Below are 18,077 nucleotides of genomic sequence, written 5' to 3' on the forward strand. Positions count from 1 at the left end.
CGCTGACCGACCGTAGACCAATAGAGTTCAAGGACAGACAACGTACATGGACTATCAAATGCCGCAATACATCATCAGCCCATCGGGTTGCCTCATTGTTTCTTCTGCTACGGTCTGGCGGGAGTAGGCGCGATGTTTGAAGCAGCACGCTTCGGTGACGAAATATCACACTCCAGCGCCCTGGGAGGCTTCCTGATCGGAGCTGTGCTCGGTATTGCGCTCATCGCGACGGTGGCGATCGCGACCTTCACGTGCGGGTTCGGCGTGGCTCTTCTGGCAGGACTTGCAGCAGGCGTCGGAGGTAGCCTGCTCACCGCCGCAGGAGAGGCGATAGGGAGTATGTTTTCCTCCCCTTCCGGCACGATCATCACGGCCTCACCCAATGTGTACATCAACAACCGCAAGGCAGCGCATGTTGAAAAAAGCATTGGTGCCTGTGACAAGCATCCGGGGCCGATCAGGATTGCCGAAGGCTCGACCAACGTCTTCATCAACAGCGTGGCGGCGGCGCGCAAGGGTGACAAACTCACCTGCGGCGCGACCATCTCCAGCGGCTCCAACAACGTGTTCATCGGCGGTGGCAGATACCGTTACCTGCCGGTAGACGATGAAATTCCTGGCTGGCTGCGCACCACCGTCGATGTGCTGATGGCGGTGGCCGGCGCGGCGGGCGGTATTGCCCAGCTGATCAAAGCCGGTACGCAGGCGGGCATGAAAGCCGTGCTGCCCTGCGCATTGAAATTCACCGCAGGCTTTGTGGGCGGCGAAGTCGCCAGCCGCTATGTGGTCGAACCGGTCGTGCGCAGTGCCATCGGCGGCCTGAGCGGCAACCCGGTCGACACCACCACTGGGCGCAAACTGATTCCCGATGAAATCGACTTCAGCCTGCCCGGCCTGATGCCTATCGAGTGGTCGCGCTTTTACGCCAGCAACCTGGACGTCGACAGCGTACTTGGCAAAGGCTGGGTGCTGCCGTGGGAACAAAGCCTGCGCAAGCACGGCAGCTTCGTGTACCTCACAGACAACCAGGGCCGTACGGTTCCGTTCGTGGACATCGCGCCGGGCCAGCGTATCTACAACCCTCACGAACAGGTGTATCTGGTCTGCACACAAGGCGGTCACTACCTGCTGCAGACGCTGGACAACATCTTCTTCTACTTCGGCGAAGTGCCCGGCGACAACAAGCCGGTCCCGCTGGACCGTATCGAAAACGCACTGGGCCAGTTCCTGCATTTCACCCGCACCGAACAAGGCACGTTGACCGACATCAGCGCCACGGGCGGCGTGCGCGTGCACCTGCATTACGACGAAGTGACTACACGCCTCGACTCGGTCAAGCGCATCGTCAACCACGAGGCCGTCGAAACACTGGTGCAGTACCGCTACGACAGCAACGGCCAGTTGAGTGAAGTGTTCAACCGCAACGGCGATTCCGTGCGCCGCTTCAGCTACACCGACGGCGTCATGACCCGCCACAGCAACGCACTGGGCCTGACCTGCGAGTACCGTTGGGAAACCATCGACGGCCAGCCACGTGTCGTAGAACACCAGACCAGCGACGGCGAGCACTTCCTCTTCCGCTACGACCGCGAGGCCCGTACTACGTGGGTCACCGATGTATTGGGACGCGAGCTGGAGATTCACTACAACAAGGACCACCGCGTCACCTCGAGCCGCGACTACAGCGGCGATCACTACGCCATCGAGCTGGACGACACCGGCAACATGACCGGCCTGACGCTGCCCGACGGCAACCAGCTGACCTTCGAATACGACGAGTTCGCCCGGCTGCTCAAGGAAACCGATCCGCTGGGCCGCAGCATTCGTTACCAGTACCACCACCTGACCACGCTGATCACTCAGGTCGATTACCCCGACGGCAGTACCTGGAAAGCCCGCTACGACGCCAAAGGCAACCTCGTCGCCGAGATCGACGCACTGGGCCACAAGACCGAATACCTCAACGGTGAGGACGGCCTGCCGCACACCATCGTCGACCCGACGCTCAAGTCCAAATACCTGTGGTGGAACACCCTGGCCCAGGTCCAGCGCTTTCAGGACTGCTCGGGCAAAAGCACGCACTACCGTTACGACGAGCGCCTTCATCTGGTGGCCGTCACCGATGCACTGAACAACACCACCACGCTGGAACGCAAACCCGACGGCGAAGTGCTGCGCATTAACCATCCGGATGGCACCCACGAGACCTTCACCTACAACGAACTGGGCCAGGTCCTGACCCACACCGATGGCAAGGGCCAGACTACCCAGCTGCTGCGCAACGGCCGTGGCCTGCCCAAATGGCGACAGGATGCCAAAGGGCAAACCATCACCTACGAATACGACAAGGCCATTCGCCTCGTCGCCCTGACCAACGAAAACGACGCCACTTACCGCTTTGACTACGACAACGCAGACCGTCTGATCGAAGAAAAGCGCATCGACAACCTGACCCGTCGTTTCAGCTACAACCTCGGCGGGCACCTGACACAGGTTGAGGAAATCGGCTACGGCGAGAAAGGCGAACAGCCACGGCGCAGCACCCATCTGGAGCGCGACCCGATAGGCCGTTTACTGGCCAAACTCAACGACGATGCGCGTCAGGACTACGCCTACGACGACGGCGACCGACTGCTGTCAATCGAGCGCAAACCGACGGACACCGGCAGAAAACTGGGCGTCACCGCCGAGAAACTGGAATTTGCTTACGACCTGCTGGGGCGACTGACCACAGAGACCACACCCCAAGGCACACTGGCCTACGACTACGATCCACTCAGCAACCTGACCACGCTGACGCTTCCTACCGGTCAGCACCTGAACCACTTGTATTACGGCAGCGGTCACCTGCACCAGTTGAACCTCGATGGCCAGTTGATCAGCGATATGGAGCGCGACGATCTCCATCGCGAGATCTACCGCACCCAAGGCAAGCTGACCAGCTGCTTCGGCTACGACAGCATGGGCCGCAAGGCCTGGCAGTACGCCACAACCCTGCCTGCAGAAAAACTGTCGCAGATTCAGAACCCGCTCATAAAGCCAGAGCGTTATGTCGAACACGCCTACAACCCGGTCCACCGCCGTTACGAATACGACCCGGCCGGCGAACTGAGCCGCACCCTCGACAAACTGCGCGGCGAAACCCAGTACGAATACGAAGCCAACGGCCAATTGCTGGCGCGCAACACCGGCCGAGTAGTCGACGGCGAAGAATTCCGCTACGACGCCGCGGCCAACCGCCTCAACTTCAACACCAGCCGCTTCGATCACGTCAAAGACAACCGCCTCAAACAGTGGGCGAACCACGAGTACAAATACGACGCCTGGGGCAACCTGATCGAAAAAGTCGTCGGCATCGTGCGCTGGCAGACCTTCACGTACGACTGCGAAAACCGCCTGGTCAAAACCGAAACCATGGCCGACACGCAGGTGGAAAGCACCAGTAGCTATCAGTACGACAGCCTGGGCCGAAGAGTCGCCAAACAGTCCGAAATCAAAGGCCACACCGACCACAAACGCTTCCTCTGGCAAGGCTTGCGCATGCTGCGCGAAGAAAGCCCGGGACAGAGCAGCCTGTATATCTACGAGCCCGGCAGCTATGCGCCGCTGGCGCGCGTGGATGAAAAAGAAGGCGAGGTAGAGAACAAGGTTTACTATTTCCACACCGACCAGATCGGCACACCGCTGGAGATGACCGACGCCGAAGGGCAAATCGTCTGGCAGGCCAAATACCGGGCGTGGGGTGCGGTGGAAAAGCTGGTCGTGAACGAGGTTGAGCAGAACCTGCGGTTTCAGGGGCAGTATTTTGATGCCGAGACGGGGCTGCATTACAACACGTTTCGGTATTATGACCCGGAGATTGGGCGGTTTATTACGCAGGATCCTATTGGGTTGTTGGGTGGGTTTAATCTTTATCAGTATGCGCCCAGTCCTATCGGTTGGATTGATCCGTTAGGGTGGGTTACCTATAACACTATGCAAGCTCTTTCGGGCTTTCAAAAGCACCATATAATTCCTCAGCAATTAGCAGGTCACGATGCTATTAAGGCAGCAGGAATGAACATTCACAAAGTCTCAAATATTATCTACTTACCTAAATATGCTGAAAGTCATCCTATCAGAACGATTCATCGAGGCTCTCACGCAGACTATACTACTTCTGTTGAACAACAGCTTGATTCAGTTCATAAGTATGGAGTGGAAAACGGTTGGACCAAGGGTGATTATGACAAAGCAGTAAATCAGATTATCGCTGCTGAGCGTAAAGGACTGCGTTCTGGCACTACGATGTTAAATTCTGCGTCTGTAAGAGGTGTTGCTTGTGGCTAAAATCTTTATTCTGAAAATATCTGAATCTTATCCAGAAAGCTATTGGTTTAAGAGCAAGATTTTGACAGGTCAAGACTCAATTCTCCTAAAGACTGGGGTGGAGGTAAATGAGGAGTTGTTAATTGAGTTTACGCTGACTTCAAGAGCTAGTATTGACAAGGTTCTTAAGTATGATTTTTTTTTCAGCGACGGACCTAATTTTATTAGCCCCAGGCTTCATCAGTTATTACTGGATGCCAAGATTATGGGTGTTCAATTTCTTGATGCAGACATCTATATGGGTGGAAAGAAATATGACGGCTATAAAGTTTTCAATATAACTTCAAAGCTCAGCGTATTTGATAAAGAGAAATCTAAAAGTGAGCCAATTTTGAGCTATCTGCCAGATGGCCCCCAAAAGTATACTGAGATTTTTCTGAGGGATGATATTGATATGTTGGTAGATGTTTTTAGAGCGGATGAAGATTTTACAACTATGTTGGCTTCCGCTCGCTTTAAGGAAATATGCGAGCTTAATGAAGTGCGTGGTTTAGAATTCAAAAAGAGTCTTTCCAAGGCCTGACGTCTATGGATCAGTCTCGTTTTGCTGTTTTGCTGACGTCAGAATCTAGTGCTCTTTAATAAAAAATAATCAACGTTAGTGGCTGCCAACCTTGCCTCAGCCACTAGCTTTCTTGCTTCATTAGGTAGTTAATTCAAAAATCAATACCATCATCTTATCCCTCAGGTCGATTACCCCGACGGCAGTACCTGGAAAGCCCGCTACGACGCCAAAGGCAACCTCGTCGCCGAGATCGACGCACTGGGCCACAAAACCGAATACCTCAACGGCGAGGACGGCTTGCCGCACACCATCGTCGAACCGACGCTCAAGTCCAAATACCTGTGGTGGAACACCCTGGCCCAGGTCCAGCGCTTTCAGGACTGTTCGGGCAAAAGCACTTATTACCGCTATGACGAGCGCCACCACCTGATGGCCGTCACCGATGCCCTGAACAACACCACCACGCTGGAACGCAAGCCCGACGGCGAAGTGCTGCGCATCAACCACCCGGATGGCACCAGCGAGACCTTTACCTACAACGAACTGGGCCAGGTCCTGACCCACACCGATGGCAAAGGCCAGACCACCCAGCTGCTGCGCAACGGCCGTGGCCTGCCCAAATGGCGACAGGATGCCAAAGGGCAGACCATCACCTACGAATACGACAAGGCTATTCGCCTAGAACCGTCGCGGAGTATAAGGACAGCATGCGTTATCAGGGTGCGGGCTATATGGCCTTGCCAATGGCCATAAAACCGACCAAGGCAAACCCGCATGCCCCAACGGGAGAGCTCAGGGCAGGCCTTGATGATCAGCCACTGAGTAATGTTGCCCTGTAGAATTTCTGTATGGTACGAAAATAGCTACTGACGATCTGGTTAGTAATCTGTCCTCGGCATGCAGTTCACACAGGAGGCAACATGTTCGACAAAGGCATCTGGCTGAACGAGCCCCGGCACTGGAACGTGGCGGAAGAGCGCCTGACTGTCACCACAGACCCGCAAACCGATTTCTGGCAGCAGACGCACTACGGTTTCTGCCGCGACACCGGTCATTTTCTGGGTGTTTCGGTGACCGGTGATTTCACTGCGCAAGTGCATGTGCAGGGGGATTTCAAGACGCTTTACGATCAGGCGGGCTTGATGGTCCGCATTGACGAGCGCAACTGGGTCAAAACCGGCGTTGAAGTCAGCGACGGAGCCCTGATGCTGGGCAGCGTTCTGACCTGCGGGCAATCGGATTGGGCGACTGGTGCGTTTGATGAGTCGTCATCCGGCCTCTGGCTGCGAGTCACGGTCGCCAAGGGCGTTATGCGTATTCAGCACTCCAGCGACGGGCTGCGCTGGCCGCTGCTGCGCCTGGCACCATTTCCCGTGAGTGAGTCTTATGCCGTAGGGCCGATGTGTTGCAGTCCGGAACGGGGAGGGCTGGAGGTGGTGTTCTCTCATTTCGAGGTCATGCCTGCACTGGGCAAGGATTTGCATGATCTGACGTGAGTGACTCTTCAGCCGGCCATTGCAGGCCCGCTGAAGAGCGACATGCTCACCTTGTTTTACTTAACAACGGTGAACTTGCAGTTTTCAGGTGATGTTTTTTCACATACGTTATAGACGAGACCCAAAAAACCATTTTCTTTTTTCCAGGTACTGCCTGCAGTTTTTACAGTGAAATCCTTATTGTTTTTAGCAGTGAAGCGCATGTCCAGCATCTCGCGCCCACCGATGTTGTAGGTACAGTATTGCAGCATCTGAGGCGCGTCTGCGCTCTCTTGAATAGCGATGGCCAGTTCAAAGGACTGCACAGGCATTTTCTTTTTTACAACGCCTTGCAGCACGCCGGTCCACTCGCCGTCATTACCGCTCGCCCGGTATACACCGGGTGAGACCTGCTCGATCTTCGCGACAGCAGGGCAGTTTTCTGCCGCTTGAGAGGTCAGGGACATGCCCAGCAGGCACGTAGCAATTGCGGCGCTGATTAATACTTTTTTCATGATATTCCTTTAATTGAGAATTTAATTCTTGATGTGTTTATATGAGCGTTAGTGCGGATATTTGACGCAGTTGCACAGCGCGTGCTTGTTGTCAGGTACGCCAGTTGGTTGCAAGTTTCTGTTTGGTGTGTGGCAGTGGTTTTGTTGCTTATTGTTTCGTTGTTAAAGGTGTGCGTATTTTAGTAAATATTTGATCGTATCCAGTGTGGATGAATTTATCTTAGGCGCTAGAGTGTTTATTGTCTGCACCTTCAGGCCTTAATTGTTTGTAGGAAATGGCGTTGGTTTGTGTGGGGATAGTGGGCTGGCCGATTACTCCTGAAGCCCTGTCCACATAGGCATGGCAAGGGCTGCGCGCGGGATGACGACTCGAAACGCCAAGCCGGGGGCTTCACCAAGGCTTGGTTCGTGAAAGCTACTCCCCACAGGCGTACGCACCAATAATACCTTTGCGGTATCCGCATAGGGGAACCGAATTCTTTGGCTAACAGGATGGCAGTTATTGCCCACTAGATCTAACGCCGAAGCGCTCAGAAATCCTGATCCTTCTTGAAACTCCATTCACGTATGTGCGCCTCGACCAAGCCAGCGCCATAACTTCATCTTGGCTAACCAGAGGCCATCCTGTGTACCCAGTATTCTAGGATTTCTCTTTCGATATTCAGGGTCATGGGAAAATATCGATTCTGATGGGTAGCGGCGACTAGGCTAGGAAGGTCTGACCTTCGAACTCTCTTTTGGTCAGGCCTGCTTTTAATGAACGCTTTGGGTCGATAGTAGCCCCTCCCCGACGATCCCTCCCAATCACTGCTGGCCTTCAGGTGCCTAAAGAAATCGTTTTCGTAAACTTGGGAGACGACATACCAGAAGCGGACCTTGGGCATCCTGCATATAATCAGCTAAAGAGAACTGATTACACGCTGAGTAAAAAATGAATCGTTATAAAAATCAGCTAGTAAAAGCTCAAACCAAAGAGACCAGCGTTGAACTGGAACCCGCAGCAACGAAAAATGCCCATTAGAAGGCTGACTGGCTAAAGCTGGCTGCTGAGTCTGTTGAAAGAGGCTTTTGTGTCCTCTGAGAGCTTTCCAAGTGTTTCAAGCATCAGCGGCATTCACGAGTTGGGTTGAGTAGTAACATCCGTGACATCACCTTCTAGTTCGCTTAAACCCTTAGGGCTCGAATAAAGGGCTTCCCAGACAGATACGTCAGCCAGTTGCTGCGCCGAAAGCGCTTTTTCTTCCTCTTTAAGCTGCACGCGGAGGTCGTCTGCCATATTGTTTGGTAGCTCGTGTTTCAGCGCCACACGCAATAGCCCGCACGCCTTGACCTTGTTACGTTCGAAACCCTGCCCATTATCGAGATGAAAGGCGAGTGCGACAATCGCGGGCGCGCTTCCTTGTTTTGCGGCCTTTAAAAACCAATGGTTCGCCAGTGAGTAATTGAACGCGACATCACCGCCACTGCTGTATAGGTAGCCAAGGACGAATTGAGCGTTAACCCTGCCTTCCTCGGCAGCACGGGTATACCATTGCAATGCTGCGGAAGGATTTTTGGGAACACCAGTGCCATGTAGAGTGGACGCTCCCAACATTTCGTATGCAAGGCTGTTCCCGGAGTTGGCCGCTTCGGTGAGCAGTTTCACTGCGTGTTGAGGATCTACCTGAGTACCTTTGCCATAGAAATACAGTGTAGCCAGAAGTAGTTTGGCCTCCGCATCGCCTTGAGCACTTGCCCTGCTGGCCCATTTGAAAGCTTCCTGATCGTCTTTTTCAACGCCGCCGCCGTTGAAATAAAGGGAAGCGAGCTTTTGTTGAGCTTTAACATGACCTTGCTCTGCGGCCTTGCTGAACCACCTCGCCGCTTGGCCAAAATCTGTCTCAGTCGCTACCCCCGCAGTGATTGCGGTGCCCATAAAATACTCGGCATCAGCGTTCCCTCGTTCGGCCGACTCAGTTACCCACTGAAGGCCTTTGGCTCGATCAATATCAACACCACGTCCATAGAAATGAATGAGGCCGAGCTTATACTGAGCAACAGGATCGCCATTTTCTGCGGCGCGTGAATACCAAATCATGGCTTTGCCAGGATTTTTGCCAACGACGAGCCCATCTTCATAGGCTGAGGCGATCAACACAGTGAGGCTATATGGGCTACGCCAGAAAGTAATGCTGAGGGTGACAAAAAGAAATGCAGCAATGCAAAGGTATAGAGCAACTAAAAACCGGCGCAATTTCAAATCCATCCTTGAAACGTAGACGTGGAGTTTATCGAAGCTTATGAGCGCTTTCTATAAACGTCCGCTCTTGGCCGATTGCTGCCAGTCACGACAGGCAGCAATCGGCCACAAGCGGAAAGTTCTGTTGGGTCTCGTAAATTCAGACCTTAACGTCGTTCGTTCCATTCACTAACCAATAGGCTTCTGACTCAAAGCGACCGGCGATGGTGTGCCAGTGCTTGAAGGTCTTAAGTACGTGAGCAGCCTCAAGATCATTGGCGTCTAACGGTCGCCATCCGAGCCCTCGTCGAAATCCCCCCGCAAGCCGAACTACGCCAGCTACGGCGGGGCCCCTCCCAGAAGGGGATAAGGTCCGCCGTGCTATATGGCCTACTATTTCACTATTTCACTATTTTGCTTGTTGTACGTTTATTTCTTTTAGAGGGCGTTAAAGTTTCAGAACTGACGACATCCTGACCCAAAACTGCGCCAAGATCCAACTTGGTCTTGTCCGACAACCTGATAAACTCCTTTACGAATGCATAAACTAGATCAGATTGCGGAAATGATGCGCTGTCAGCGACCCGCTCAGACGAAGCCACCCGATCTTTTTGAACTGGATTGGATGCCTTTAGCCGAAGCTGGCATGTCGCTCCTGGGAAAATTTCTATGATTAAAACTTTAGGCAGCTGCTTAGGTATCTCAGCAATGAGTTTTTCATTATCTGTTGATGTTACCCACGAGTATTCTGGCCATGAAATATCGCACGAAGGAGGTTCGGCCCAAGAGAAATGCGCACTAAGGGTCTTTTCTATTCCTTTTGCCGTCCTTGCCCATGCCACGTCCCAACAAACCGGTCCGGTAAGTCCTGCAAAGAGCCCGAACCAGACATAAACAGAAGGGTACTTACGTGCCATATCCTTAAGTAAAAAGACATGAGATGTGCCCCTGCCGACTAAGAATGCCGCCAAAGCTATTTCAAAAGCATCGGCGAAGGGCTCCGTTTGATGGCGCTCTACAGAAGTTTGAACATTCACGAAACTTCTAAAAGCAAGCACTCTCTGCTCTACCGAATCACTCAACAGCTCTTCAAATACTTTATTACGTGCAGCGGCATACGGAGGCTCGAACAGATCCTTGGACTGCGATACTTGTATTAGACTCAGGAGTTGTGGAAGTCCTGCGGATTCATCCCATCCAGTGCCAACCCTTTCCCAAATTGGAATGATATCTGTTAACGATAGCGATCTATCTAAGAACCGCTTATCCTCCGAAAGAACTCGAAGCCGACGTATGCACTCTTCTGAAACCAAATCACTGCGATGGGCAACCGCCGATTTGGCGACTGCAAAACTGAAGGTAGCATTCGCTCTCGACAACGGCAGGGATGAAACAACCGGATCAGAGTCACTCTGCGCTAGGATTTCACCTAAAATAACCGACGACCAGCGATCAGGTCGCTTCCAAAACACATTACTAGAGTCTTTAACCCTCTCCACTGACCGGAAGTCATCAATGCTCACAACTCTGCCAAATTGGCTCAGGGGATAGGTCTCGGCCGCATAGGTCTTGAGCCAAGAAAAAAGCTCAGAGGTCTTGCCCTCTGGCAGAATAACCAGCGCTGGAGAAGCATAACCAAGCTCCAAGCTTTTGCTTGAAAAACCGAGCACCGCTCCTCGCCCGCCCTCTGAAAATAGCTCGTATGAGCTTTCGGTCTTAAAACTCGCCCCCAGCATCGAAAACAATGCATCCGGGAGATCATCCCTAGACGAAAATAAGTATCTAAGATCTGTCATTTTCAGTCATCCGGAAATAAGTTATCAAGACCAAACAGGGTAGGTTTGGCGAAAGCGCTTTCCATCTTGGGTGTTGTGTCGCCAGTTTTATAAACGTTTAACGCTGTTTTAGCCCGTGTGACGCCTGTATAGCTTAACGTAGTCCGTCGCAAGGGAAATTTACGCAACCCTTCTGCACCATAGATGTGAACACCTCTAAACTCCGTTCCCTTCGAAGCATGAAGGGTCATGATGTGTATTAATGCATCACCGGCAAAAGTCGCACCTTGGTCTACTCCATGCGTGCAAACGCGATCAGCGAGATCAGTGCTCAAAAAATAGTTTCTGACCTCCAGCCTATCTTCTTGCGTCGGACAGAATATGCCTATCGCCTCGCCGGGAAAAGCATCCAGCTGGACTGCTATGATTTTATGCATTTCCTCAAGCTGCTCCTGCCGTGTGGCGAAAGTATGCAGCACCGCACTCGAAGCACCTTGAAGCGTCGGATCATAATTACAAGTGGACTCTAGTGACGCACCTCCTTTAGGAGGAGGCATGAGTCTGTCTGCAACCTTAGCGATTTCCTGTCCTATCCGGAAATGCTTCGTCAGCGTGTGGGACTCCAGTCCAATCTTATCGGCTATATCCATACCGTCTTGATGATAAATTCCTTGCCTATTATCGCCGCAAACACAAACCTTGTCAGAAAGTTCAAGTAATGCCTTTAACTCACCGATAGAAAGATCTTGTGCCTCGTCCACAAAAATGGCGCTGTACATCTTCTCTGACTGTCTAGAAGCATTGGCAGCAACCAGCTGCTCAAGAGCTGCGGCCCTGGCATCATCATCAAAGTCGCCTTCGGCCCAACCTAAACTTTGGCGAAGATTTAGTTTTACGTACTCTGCCGCCCAAGAGTGAAAAGTTCTGATTTGTTCCGGCTTAACAAAACCTTTATTAACGGCCCCGCTACGGATGAAATCTGCCAGCGAGCGAGTGTAAGTAATAAACAGAATGTCCTTCTCACCACTGCCCACCATCACTTCGGCTCGCAGTAGCAGCAAATTTGTCTTCCCGGAGCCCGGAGGCCCAGAAAGCAGATACCGCCCCTCAACAGGCAGACCAATAAAATTCTTCTGGGCTTGGTCCATCTCTTTTTTGCTGCGCCACCAATTATTGTTCATCCGCAACGTCCCTTATACTTAAATCCCTATTCATAAGATCTTTTACATCGCCGCCAACCGCATTAAAACTATCAAACAGAGTCAAGCCTTCGCTCACAACAATCGAAATATCCTCGACAATAGCGGCTGCATTGGTCCCTCCACCGGGTTCGATTGTTGTCGTACCAACGACCTTAAACTTATATGAGTCAAGATTGGAATCCATACCCGCGCTTATGATCCGCCCCGCTAAAAGCACATTCGCCGTGGTAGCGTACAGCTCTTCCTGCCAATGCACCATCATGTGCACAGCAACTTTAATAGTTTTGGAACAATCAAATTGGAAAGATGCTACCCAATGGCCATCAAAATACGAGATGCCGCACTCAAGAGGCAAATCAGTGCCGCAAGCTGAAATCAGTAGCAGCCTTACCTTCTCGTTCAAGGCAGTTTGATGTGCTTCACGCTGGAATTTAATTTTCTTTTCATGTTCAGGCTGCGACGCGGGTCTTGCTCTTACCCGCTGCTTCAACGCAGCCAATCCCGATGCGGCTTCAGAAGCGTTGAAATCATCCCAGTTAACTAGGGAGAGGCGGACTGACAAGTCTTTGACTAGACATTTTGCCGCTAGCCCTTTGAGGTAAGCCAAGCGTATCGAATCTGCATCCTTGAAGCTCGGTGGTTGTAGCAGAACGGCTTTAGCTACAAGCCATCTATTTCCCGTTTCCATTTCTGCTCGGAATACAGGCTCTTTCATGATCAGGTCATGCAACACCGCGCCAACCTGATATAGATTCAGGCCTTGCCATAACGCGACGGATGGTTCATCAAGCCTGAATAGGTACTCGGGGGAGCTGTACTGAGCCGTTGCGAGGAACGGTCTCAGGTTACCTTGGTCAGTCTCAGCAGCATCAGGCCCAGGATCAAATTCCCTCACAACACCTAAATCAAGCAGCTTTAATTTAGCGAAGTCTTCGGATACATGTATGTTCTCCGGTTTGATATCCCTATGGACAATTCCATAATCTTCGAGAAATCGTACAGCACTAATTAGCTGGATAATTAGAGACTCGACGCAGGCATCTGGAATATCCTTAAGAACATCCTTGAGTTGAGGCCACTCCACGAATTCCATTTCCACGATCGCAGTATCTTCATGGTACTGAATATCGTACGTTTGAACCAAATTCTCGCAGTTTTGATTTATTAGCCTTTTCTGCAAATCGAGACGTTCCCTCTCCTTCGACCCCTCTTCGGCATTGATGAACCTAGGATCGAACACCTTAAACGCTCGCATTCCTTCGGGCGCCACAGCCTTGAAAACTGCTGCTGAGCCGCCTGCTGCAAGAAATGTGGCTTTACCAGCTATTCCACGACCAGTTAAATACGATTCAAGCTTCGTCTGTAACTCGGCTATTTTTTCTTGAGACAAATCTGGCATACCTAACTCCTTTAGGTGCCGGTGGTCACGCCTGCCAGTCGGGCGACTGGTTTCGTCGCGAGCCAGATTGCCATCATCGCCAGGTGAACGCTACGTCTTTACGCTCTCTTTTTCGCTCGTGACCGGCACGAGTCTACCCAATGGGGACACCAGTTGCCGGAAGAAATCGGCGAAAAGCGGCTTCCGATCAACAATGGAATCTCAGCTTCTGTGATTCACACCTACAAGCCGCATAGGAGTTCGCGCCTCACCTGAAGAGCAATTGCTGCGAAGCCCTTTCCAGTACCGCGCTTGTGGGGCGCGTAGTCCTGATTAGCAGAAACATCCTCCCATTGACTCACCGATTCCACGTACCTATGAGTGTCATCGGTATCAATTTCAAACTCTATGAACCGCTCTGCGTGAGTGAGCAAAAGACCATAAAGGCTGGGCATACCGGGAAAGTCGACTTCAAGATCCAGTACTACGGTTTCTGACCATCTAATGCCTTTCGACTCGCCATAGTTTTTTAAGGCTAGGGGAATCCCTCTGGCCAACCAAGCTTTGGCGGTTACCATGAGTCTGTGGGCCACAAGAGCATTTTGCTCTTGCACGTTCAGTTGCCGCTTTTTTAACAGACGGTCAATGTCCACTTTAATCTCCTAAAAAATCGTCGCTTCCAGAATGACGATGACCTATCAAACGCGCAACGACTCAGGAAATTCCCATCTCCACGCTGCTACCCGGTCCGCGCGGGGCCTAGCGACGTTCCGATGTCTTTACCGAAAGACGTCTTTCGACCCAATGCGGCCGGTCAGCAGGAGTAGAATCGAGGGTGCCCATGGTGCGGTGATAGCCAAGTTCCTGTGTGTTAAACACATTTGTGGGTGAAAGGGGGAGGCAAAGGTGTTCCATCCTCATAGGAGCTTAATGTTTTCCGTGCACGTAACACTAGCTCCTCAACCTGCACATACGGCAAATCCTCGGTGAACAACGAGATGGTTAAAGTGTTGTTAGCATCACATCGGAACACCTCTGCACACACCTGCCCATTTGCGTCGATGAGTTCAATCCCGAGACCATCCCTGATCACATCAGAAGCAATCTGAAACCGAAAGTCCATGTATTCCTCCTTTGTAGTGGTCAATTGGTCACCTCTGCTCAAGGCCCTACACGCACACCTTTTTCCTGAGCTTCCTCTACCAGCCGCTCACGGTCCGCAGGAAGTAGCATCCGCGCTTCAACCAGCGTGTCGGCAGCTTTACTCACTGCAGACACATAAGCCTCCTTCGTGGGGTAGCGTTCCTCGAGGGAAAGGCGGGGATCTCCGGCCACGATTCGCTCGTTCTTCGTCGCGGCAAACGGGAGGAAGCTGCCTTGAAAGTTACAAAAGCCACCATCAAAAAACTCGGGGCGGAAGGTATTCCAACCCGTGTAAGTTCCGATGGGAGCGCCCAAATACACATCCCGAACGCCACCCACATCAATTCCGTCTGCATCCACTTGAGGTACCAGGAGGCCGTAACTGCCAACACCCGATTTCGGCGGCTCGTTTGTGAGAATGCCAGAGCTGTCTTCGGGACGAAAACCAGGTCCAAAATCAAGCACTTGCAGGCTATTGACGGCACCGGTATAGCGGGGCGCGGGGCGCGTGACGCCGCCATAATTGGTCGCGGGGATGAGCGGGAAACTGACCCTGTCCGCCGGCACGAGGGTGCCGTCCGCCACAGAAGGCTTTATCGAAGCGGGGGGTGTTGTCTCGTCACGAACCCAGCCAACGAGGTTGATGAACGCTGCGCGCATTGTCCAGGTGTGTGGATTTGGATTTGATTGGACCTGGCAAAGCCCAAAGGGTGGATTAGCCGGGAGTGGCAAAGACGGCGGTGCATGCTGAGTACTTGCCATAATAAAAGTGCGGACGTTTTCCGGTTCAGGTGTATCGCGCAAGCCGAGTGGATCGGTAAGGCCAAGCGACTGACGTCCCTCCCAAAGTTCAAGGGCCGTTGCCATGTGGAATATCAGAGGGCAGGTGTTGTTATCGTTGCAGCGATCCAGCAAACCCTGCGAGCGTCCGGTAATCGGATCGGTTTCCCGGCCATAGGTAAACGGAAAATCGTAAGCAGGGTAGTCATGATCGACCTGCTGGCCCCACGCCCGGCCAGGCTGAGCAAACCGGATGTTGAGCGGCATCAGGCCGCCACCGATATGCGGCATCGCACCATCATAGACCCGATGACCTTCCTCGCTACGGTTGAACCCCAGCGCGATCATGCTGCGAATGAATCGCCCTGATTGTGATGAGCCAGTGATAATCGACTTGACCTTAGGCCCATGCACTACAGGGTTGGGCACACCGGCATCGTCATGCTCAGCCTGCTGGAAAAACGCACCAACATCCCGTGCAATAGCAAAACCTATGCCCATTACCGCCGGCTCCTTGGCCCGGTAAATCAGCTCGTAAAGCTTACCGGGCTGAAAACCAGCGGGTAGGCATATCTGGGTTTCGCTTGGCGTATTGCAATCGCCAAACCTCCAGTCATCCACTGGAATTTCCTGTCTGGGCGCATTTGCCCGCGAACGCACTGTCGACGTCGGACGAAAGCCATCTGCGAGCACTTTGGTATTGTCGGTTTCAACCGATTTGTAGCTCGTATGAGGCGGCGTGGAGGTGAACCAACCTGCGGACAGGTTAAGGCTGACGGTCGGTGAAAGCGTGGTCAACTCACTGCGCACCACACCTGTTACCGGCGACCCATCAGCATTTATGGCCGTCGGCAGTTGCACCATCATGCGGTTGTCACCCGGCGCAACGTCACCCTGCCAGGCAAACGCGATCAGCGTCGTACCCTGGCGCTGTAGAAAACCGTCCCCAGCGACTTCGAAGTTGTTGAACGCTGCTGGACTACCCCGCATATCAGCGTTGAACAATAACATCGCGCGCTTGGAGCCTCGATTTGGCACATCAAATAGAAGGATGTCATTCGATTTGGCCACGTCAGCGGGACGCAGGATTGCAACATCAGTCGTGTATTCAACCATCCCACGACCGTTACGGGGCGCAAGTTCGATGTCTTGAATAATCTTGTTTCCAGAAGCTCCTGGGTCTAACTCACCATGAGCGCGCGCAAAGACGCGTTCGTAAGTACCTGTATTCCCCAAGCTTTCGCCTCCGAAAGCGGGCTCGGTCCGCAGGATCTCCAATTGTGTAATTCGGGCTTGGGCGGGTGCTGCAACGATCATCATGGAGCTTGCCAACGCTGCAGCATGAAATAGGCGATTCATCTTTACCCTCGATTTTTCATTTTTTTATAGATGGCTTTTGATGCTCTGATAGCAATGCTTGTACAGATCGAAGGGCTTCAAGCATAGCCCGTAGCTAGCTCGGTTATGATGAATTCGTCAGTGTTCCGAGAGCATTGCTTGCCAACTCCAGCATTTAGGTGGTCAGTGGCTATGTGAGGAATGTAGCCATGGCGTATTTCAGAGTTGCGCGCTGGAGCTGATGTAATTCGTATTTGGTGAGGAGCCAGACATGGGCCGCAGACACGTTGACGATCAACATCTCAGGGCGCTCAATAAAAACTTATCATTGGGCTTGCAAACCTAAAGATGTCGACTGCACAAAACCTGCAAAGACAGTTAGGCATGCTCCAGGCTTCTCAGTCCATCACAGGGTACAAAAATCCAACCTTCAGACTGATCTATGGCTGGCGTTGGATGCACGAGTAAGTCTGGTTGACTCTCAAATGACCAACCAACCAGCGCACATGTCAGCGCGTCCTCCAGATCCACGTGATAAAACTCACGACGGGCCTTGAGCTTTTCAATTGGGACACTGCCATCAGAATTTTCGTAGAAAGGCCGGCGCATGTCGCTAATGCAGGCTGATCGTTTGCATGCGGAAGGGTAGGCCTCAATTGCCTGAATGTAACGGCCATCTGTCCAGAGTCCGCAACTCGCGAGATCTGGTGCAAAACGGGCCAGGAAATGAATTCCCTTTGTGGCCTGACTTCCAATCATGTCCTTTATGGGAGACAACGGCGACAGCCCTCGTTCAAAAAGAAACCGCTCTGTTTCTCTGTGTAGGTAGGGGTTCGCTGATGAGGAAAGAATTTGGCCGGCAGCAACCCTGGAAACAATCAGGTCAGTAAATGCCTTGGAGAATCCAAGTGGCGTATCAATCGCGAATAGCAACCTGAACGAATTTTCGAGATCAATTTTCACTTGGCACAATTCAAGGATCTTGATGGCCAGAATTTTGGAGCTGGTTGCCTCATTAAGGGTGTTGCGCAAATTCCCCCTCCAAGGAACACCGACCAACTCTCTGGCTGAGTCAAGAATCACCAATGCATCCCGGCTTGCTGGATTCCTGTCGCAATTACAGCCCCCGACATCCCATCCGACATAGAACTTTTGGCTGTCTTTCAAAATGTGCACTCACATTGAAGCTCTTTGGGCTGCCCTCGCTGAGTCGCCATTTAGGTCTAATGATTCTGGATATCCTTCAGGCGAGAGTGTTACCAGATTCAGGTGTTTGATGGACACGCAAAGCCGTACCTCAAACTCAAGAGCGCGGTAGGCTTTTAAAGTGTACCCACTGACCGAATGCACAGTTGGTTACCCGAGCGAACCACAGGCCTC

12 protein-coding genes and 1 pseudogene are annotated in these 18,077 nt (G+C 52.3%); 4 read left to right on the forward strand and 9 right to left on the reverse strand.

Going from position 1 to position 18,077, the window contains the following annotated elements; translation table 11 throughout:
• The first annotated feature begins 132 nt into the window (after positions 1-132).
• The 4 genes and pseudogenes from LCH65_RS03870 (at position 133) to LCH65_RS03885 (ending at position 6,369) form a co-directional block, all read left to right on the forward strand.
• Positions 133-4,329, forward strand: coding sequence for an RHS repeat-associated core domain-containing protein (locus tag LCH65_RS03870; RefSeq protein WP_226439169.1), 4,197 nt, complete (start codon positions 133-135; stop codon positions 4,327-4,329).
• Positions 4,322-4,891 carry a DUF1629 domain-containing protein gene (locus LCH65_RS03875; protein WP_057401714.1) on the forward strand — a complete coding sequence of 190 codons (570 nt, stop codon included), beginning with the start codon at positions 4,322-4,324 and terminating at the stop codon, positions 4,889-4,891. The genes LCH65_RS03870 and LCH65_RS03875 overlap by 8 nt, the downstream gene beginning before the upstream one ends.
• Before the next feature lie 141 nt (positions 4,892-5,032).
• Positions 5,033-5,554, forward strand: a pseudogene (locus LCH65_RS03880) (sugar-binding protein); the annotation flags it as partial.
• A gap of 239 nt (positions 5,555-5,793) precedes the next feature.
• Positions 5,794-6,369 carry a DUF1349 domain-containing protein gene (locus tag LCH65_RS03885; RefSeq protein WP_226439170.1) on the forward strand — a complete coding sequence of 192 codons (576 nt, stop codon included), beginning with the start codon at positions 5,794-5,796 and terminating at the stop codon, positions 6,367-6,369.
• Between the two features lie 56 nt (positions 6,370-6,425).
• On the opposite strand, the gene LCH65_RS03890 is transcribed toward LCH65_RS03885, so the two are convergent.
• The 9 genes from LCH65_RS03890 to LCH65_RS03925 all read right to left on the reverse strand — a co-directional run bounded on the left by LCH65_RS03890 (position 6,426) and on the right by LCH65_RS03925 (position 17,873).
• Positions 6,426-6,863: a DUF3757 domain-containing protein gene (locus tag LCH65_RS03890; protein WP_226439171.1), complete on the reverse strand. Its 438-nt coding sequence runs from the start codon at positions 6,861-6,863 to the stop codon at positions 6,426-6,428.
• Positions 6,864-7,977: 1,114 nt separating this feature from the next.
• The gene (locus LCH65_RS03895) at positions 7,978-9,108 is read right to left on the reverse strand and encodes an SEL1-like repeat protein (RefSeq protein ID WP_226439172.1); all 1,131 of its coding nucleotides are present in this window, start codon (positions 9,106-9,108) and stop codon (positions 7,978-7,980) included.
• A 374-nt stretch (positions 9,109-9,482) separates the two neighbouring features.
• Positions 9,483-10,877, reverse strand: a complete 1,395-nt coding sequence (locus LCH65_RS03900; protein WP_226439173.1) for a hypothetical protein — start codon at positions 10,875-10,877, stop codon at positions 9,483-9,485.
• 2 nt (positions 10,878-10,879) lie between these two features.
• Complete coding sequence (locus LCH65_RS03905) at positions 10,880-12,037, reverse strand: UvrD-helicase domain-containing protein (protein WP_057436902.1); 1,158 nt, start codon at positions 12,035-12,037, stop codon at positions 10,880-10,882.
• Positions 12,027-13,457: a protein kinase gene (locus LCH65_RS03910; protein ID WP_226439174.1), complete on the reverse strand. Its 1,431-nt coding sequence runs from the start codon at positions 13,455-13,457 to the stop codon at positions 12,027-12,029. Before LCH65_RS03910 ends, LCH65_RS03905 begins: the two co-directional genes overlap by 11 nt.
• A 221-nt stretch (positions 13,458-13,678) precedes the next feature.
• On the reverse strand, positions 13,679-14,089 hold the full coding sequence (locus LCH65_RS03915) for a hypothetical protein (protein WP_057436376.1): 411 nt from the start codon (positions 14,087-14,089) through the stop codon (positions 13,679-13,681).
• Positions 14,090-14,307: 218 nt separating this feature from the next.
• Positions 14,308-14,559, reverse strand: a complete 252-nt coding sequence (locus LCH65_RS26310) for a hypothetical protein (RefSeq protein ID WP_345945903.1) — start codon at positions 14,557-14,559, stop codon at positions 14,308-14,310.
• A 38-nt stretch (positions 14,560-14,597) separates the two neighbouring features.
• Complete coding sequence (locus LCH65_RS03920) at positions 14,598-16,718, reverse strand: alpha/beta hydrolase domain-containing protein (RefSeq protein ID WP_226439175.1); 2,121 nt, start codon at positions 16,716-16,718, stop codon at positions 14,598-14,600.
• Positions 16,719-17,075: 357 nt separating this feature from the next.
• Positions 17,076-17,873, reverse strand: a complete 798-nt coding sequence (locus tag LCH65_RS03925; RefSeq protein WP_226439176.1) for a hypothetical protein — start codon at positions 17,871-17,873, stop codon at positions 17,076-17,078.
• Positions 17,874-18,077 lie beyond the last annotated feature (204 nt).

This window comes from Pseudomonas sp. MWU16-30316 (assembly GCF_020515645.1).
In the GTDB taxonomy this organism is placed as follows: domain Bacteria; phylum Pseudomonadota; class Gammaproteobacteria; order Pseudomonadales; family Pseudomonadaceae; genus Aquipseudomonas; species Aquipseudomonas cerasi.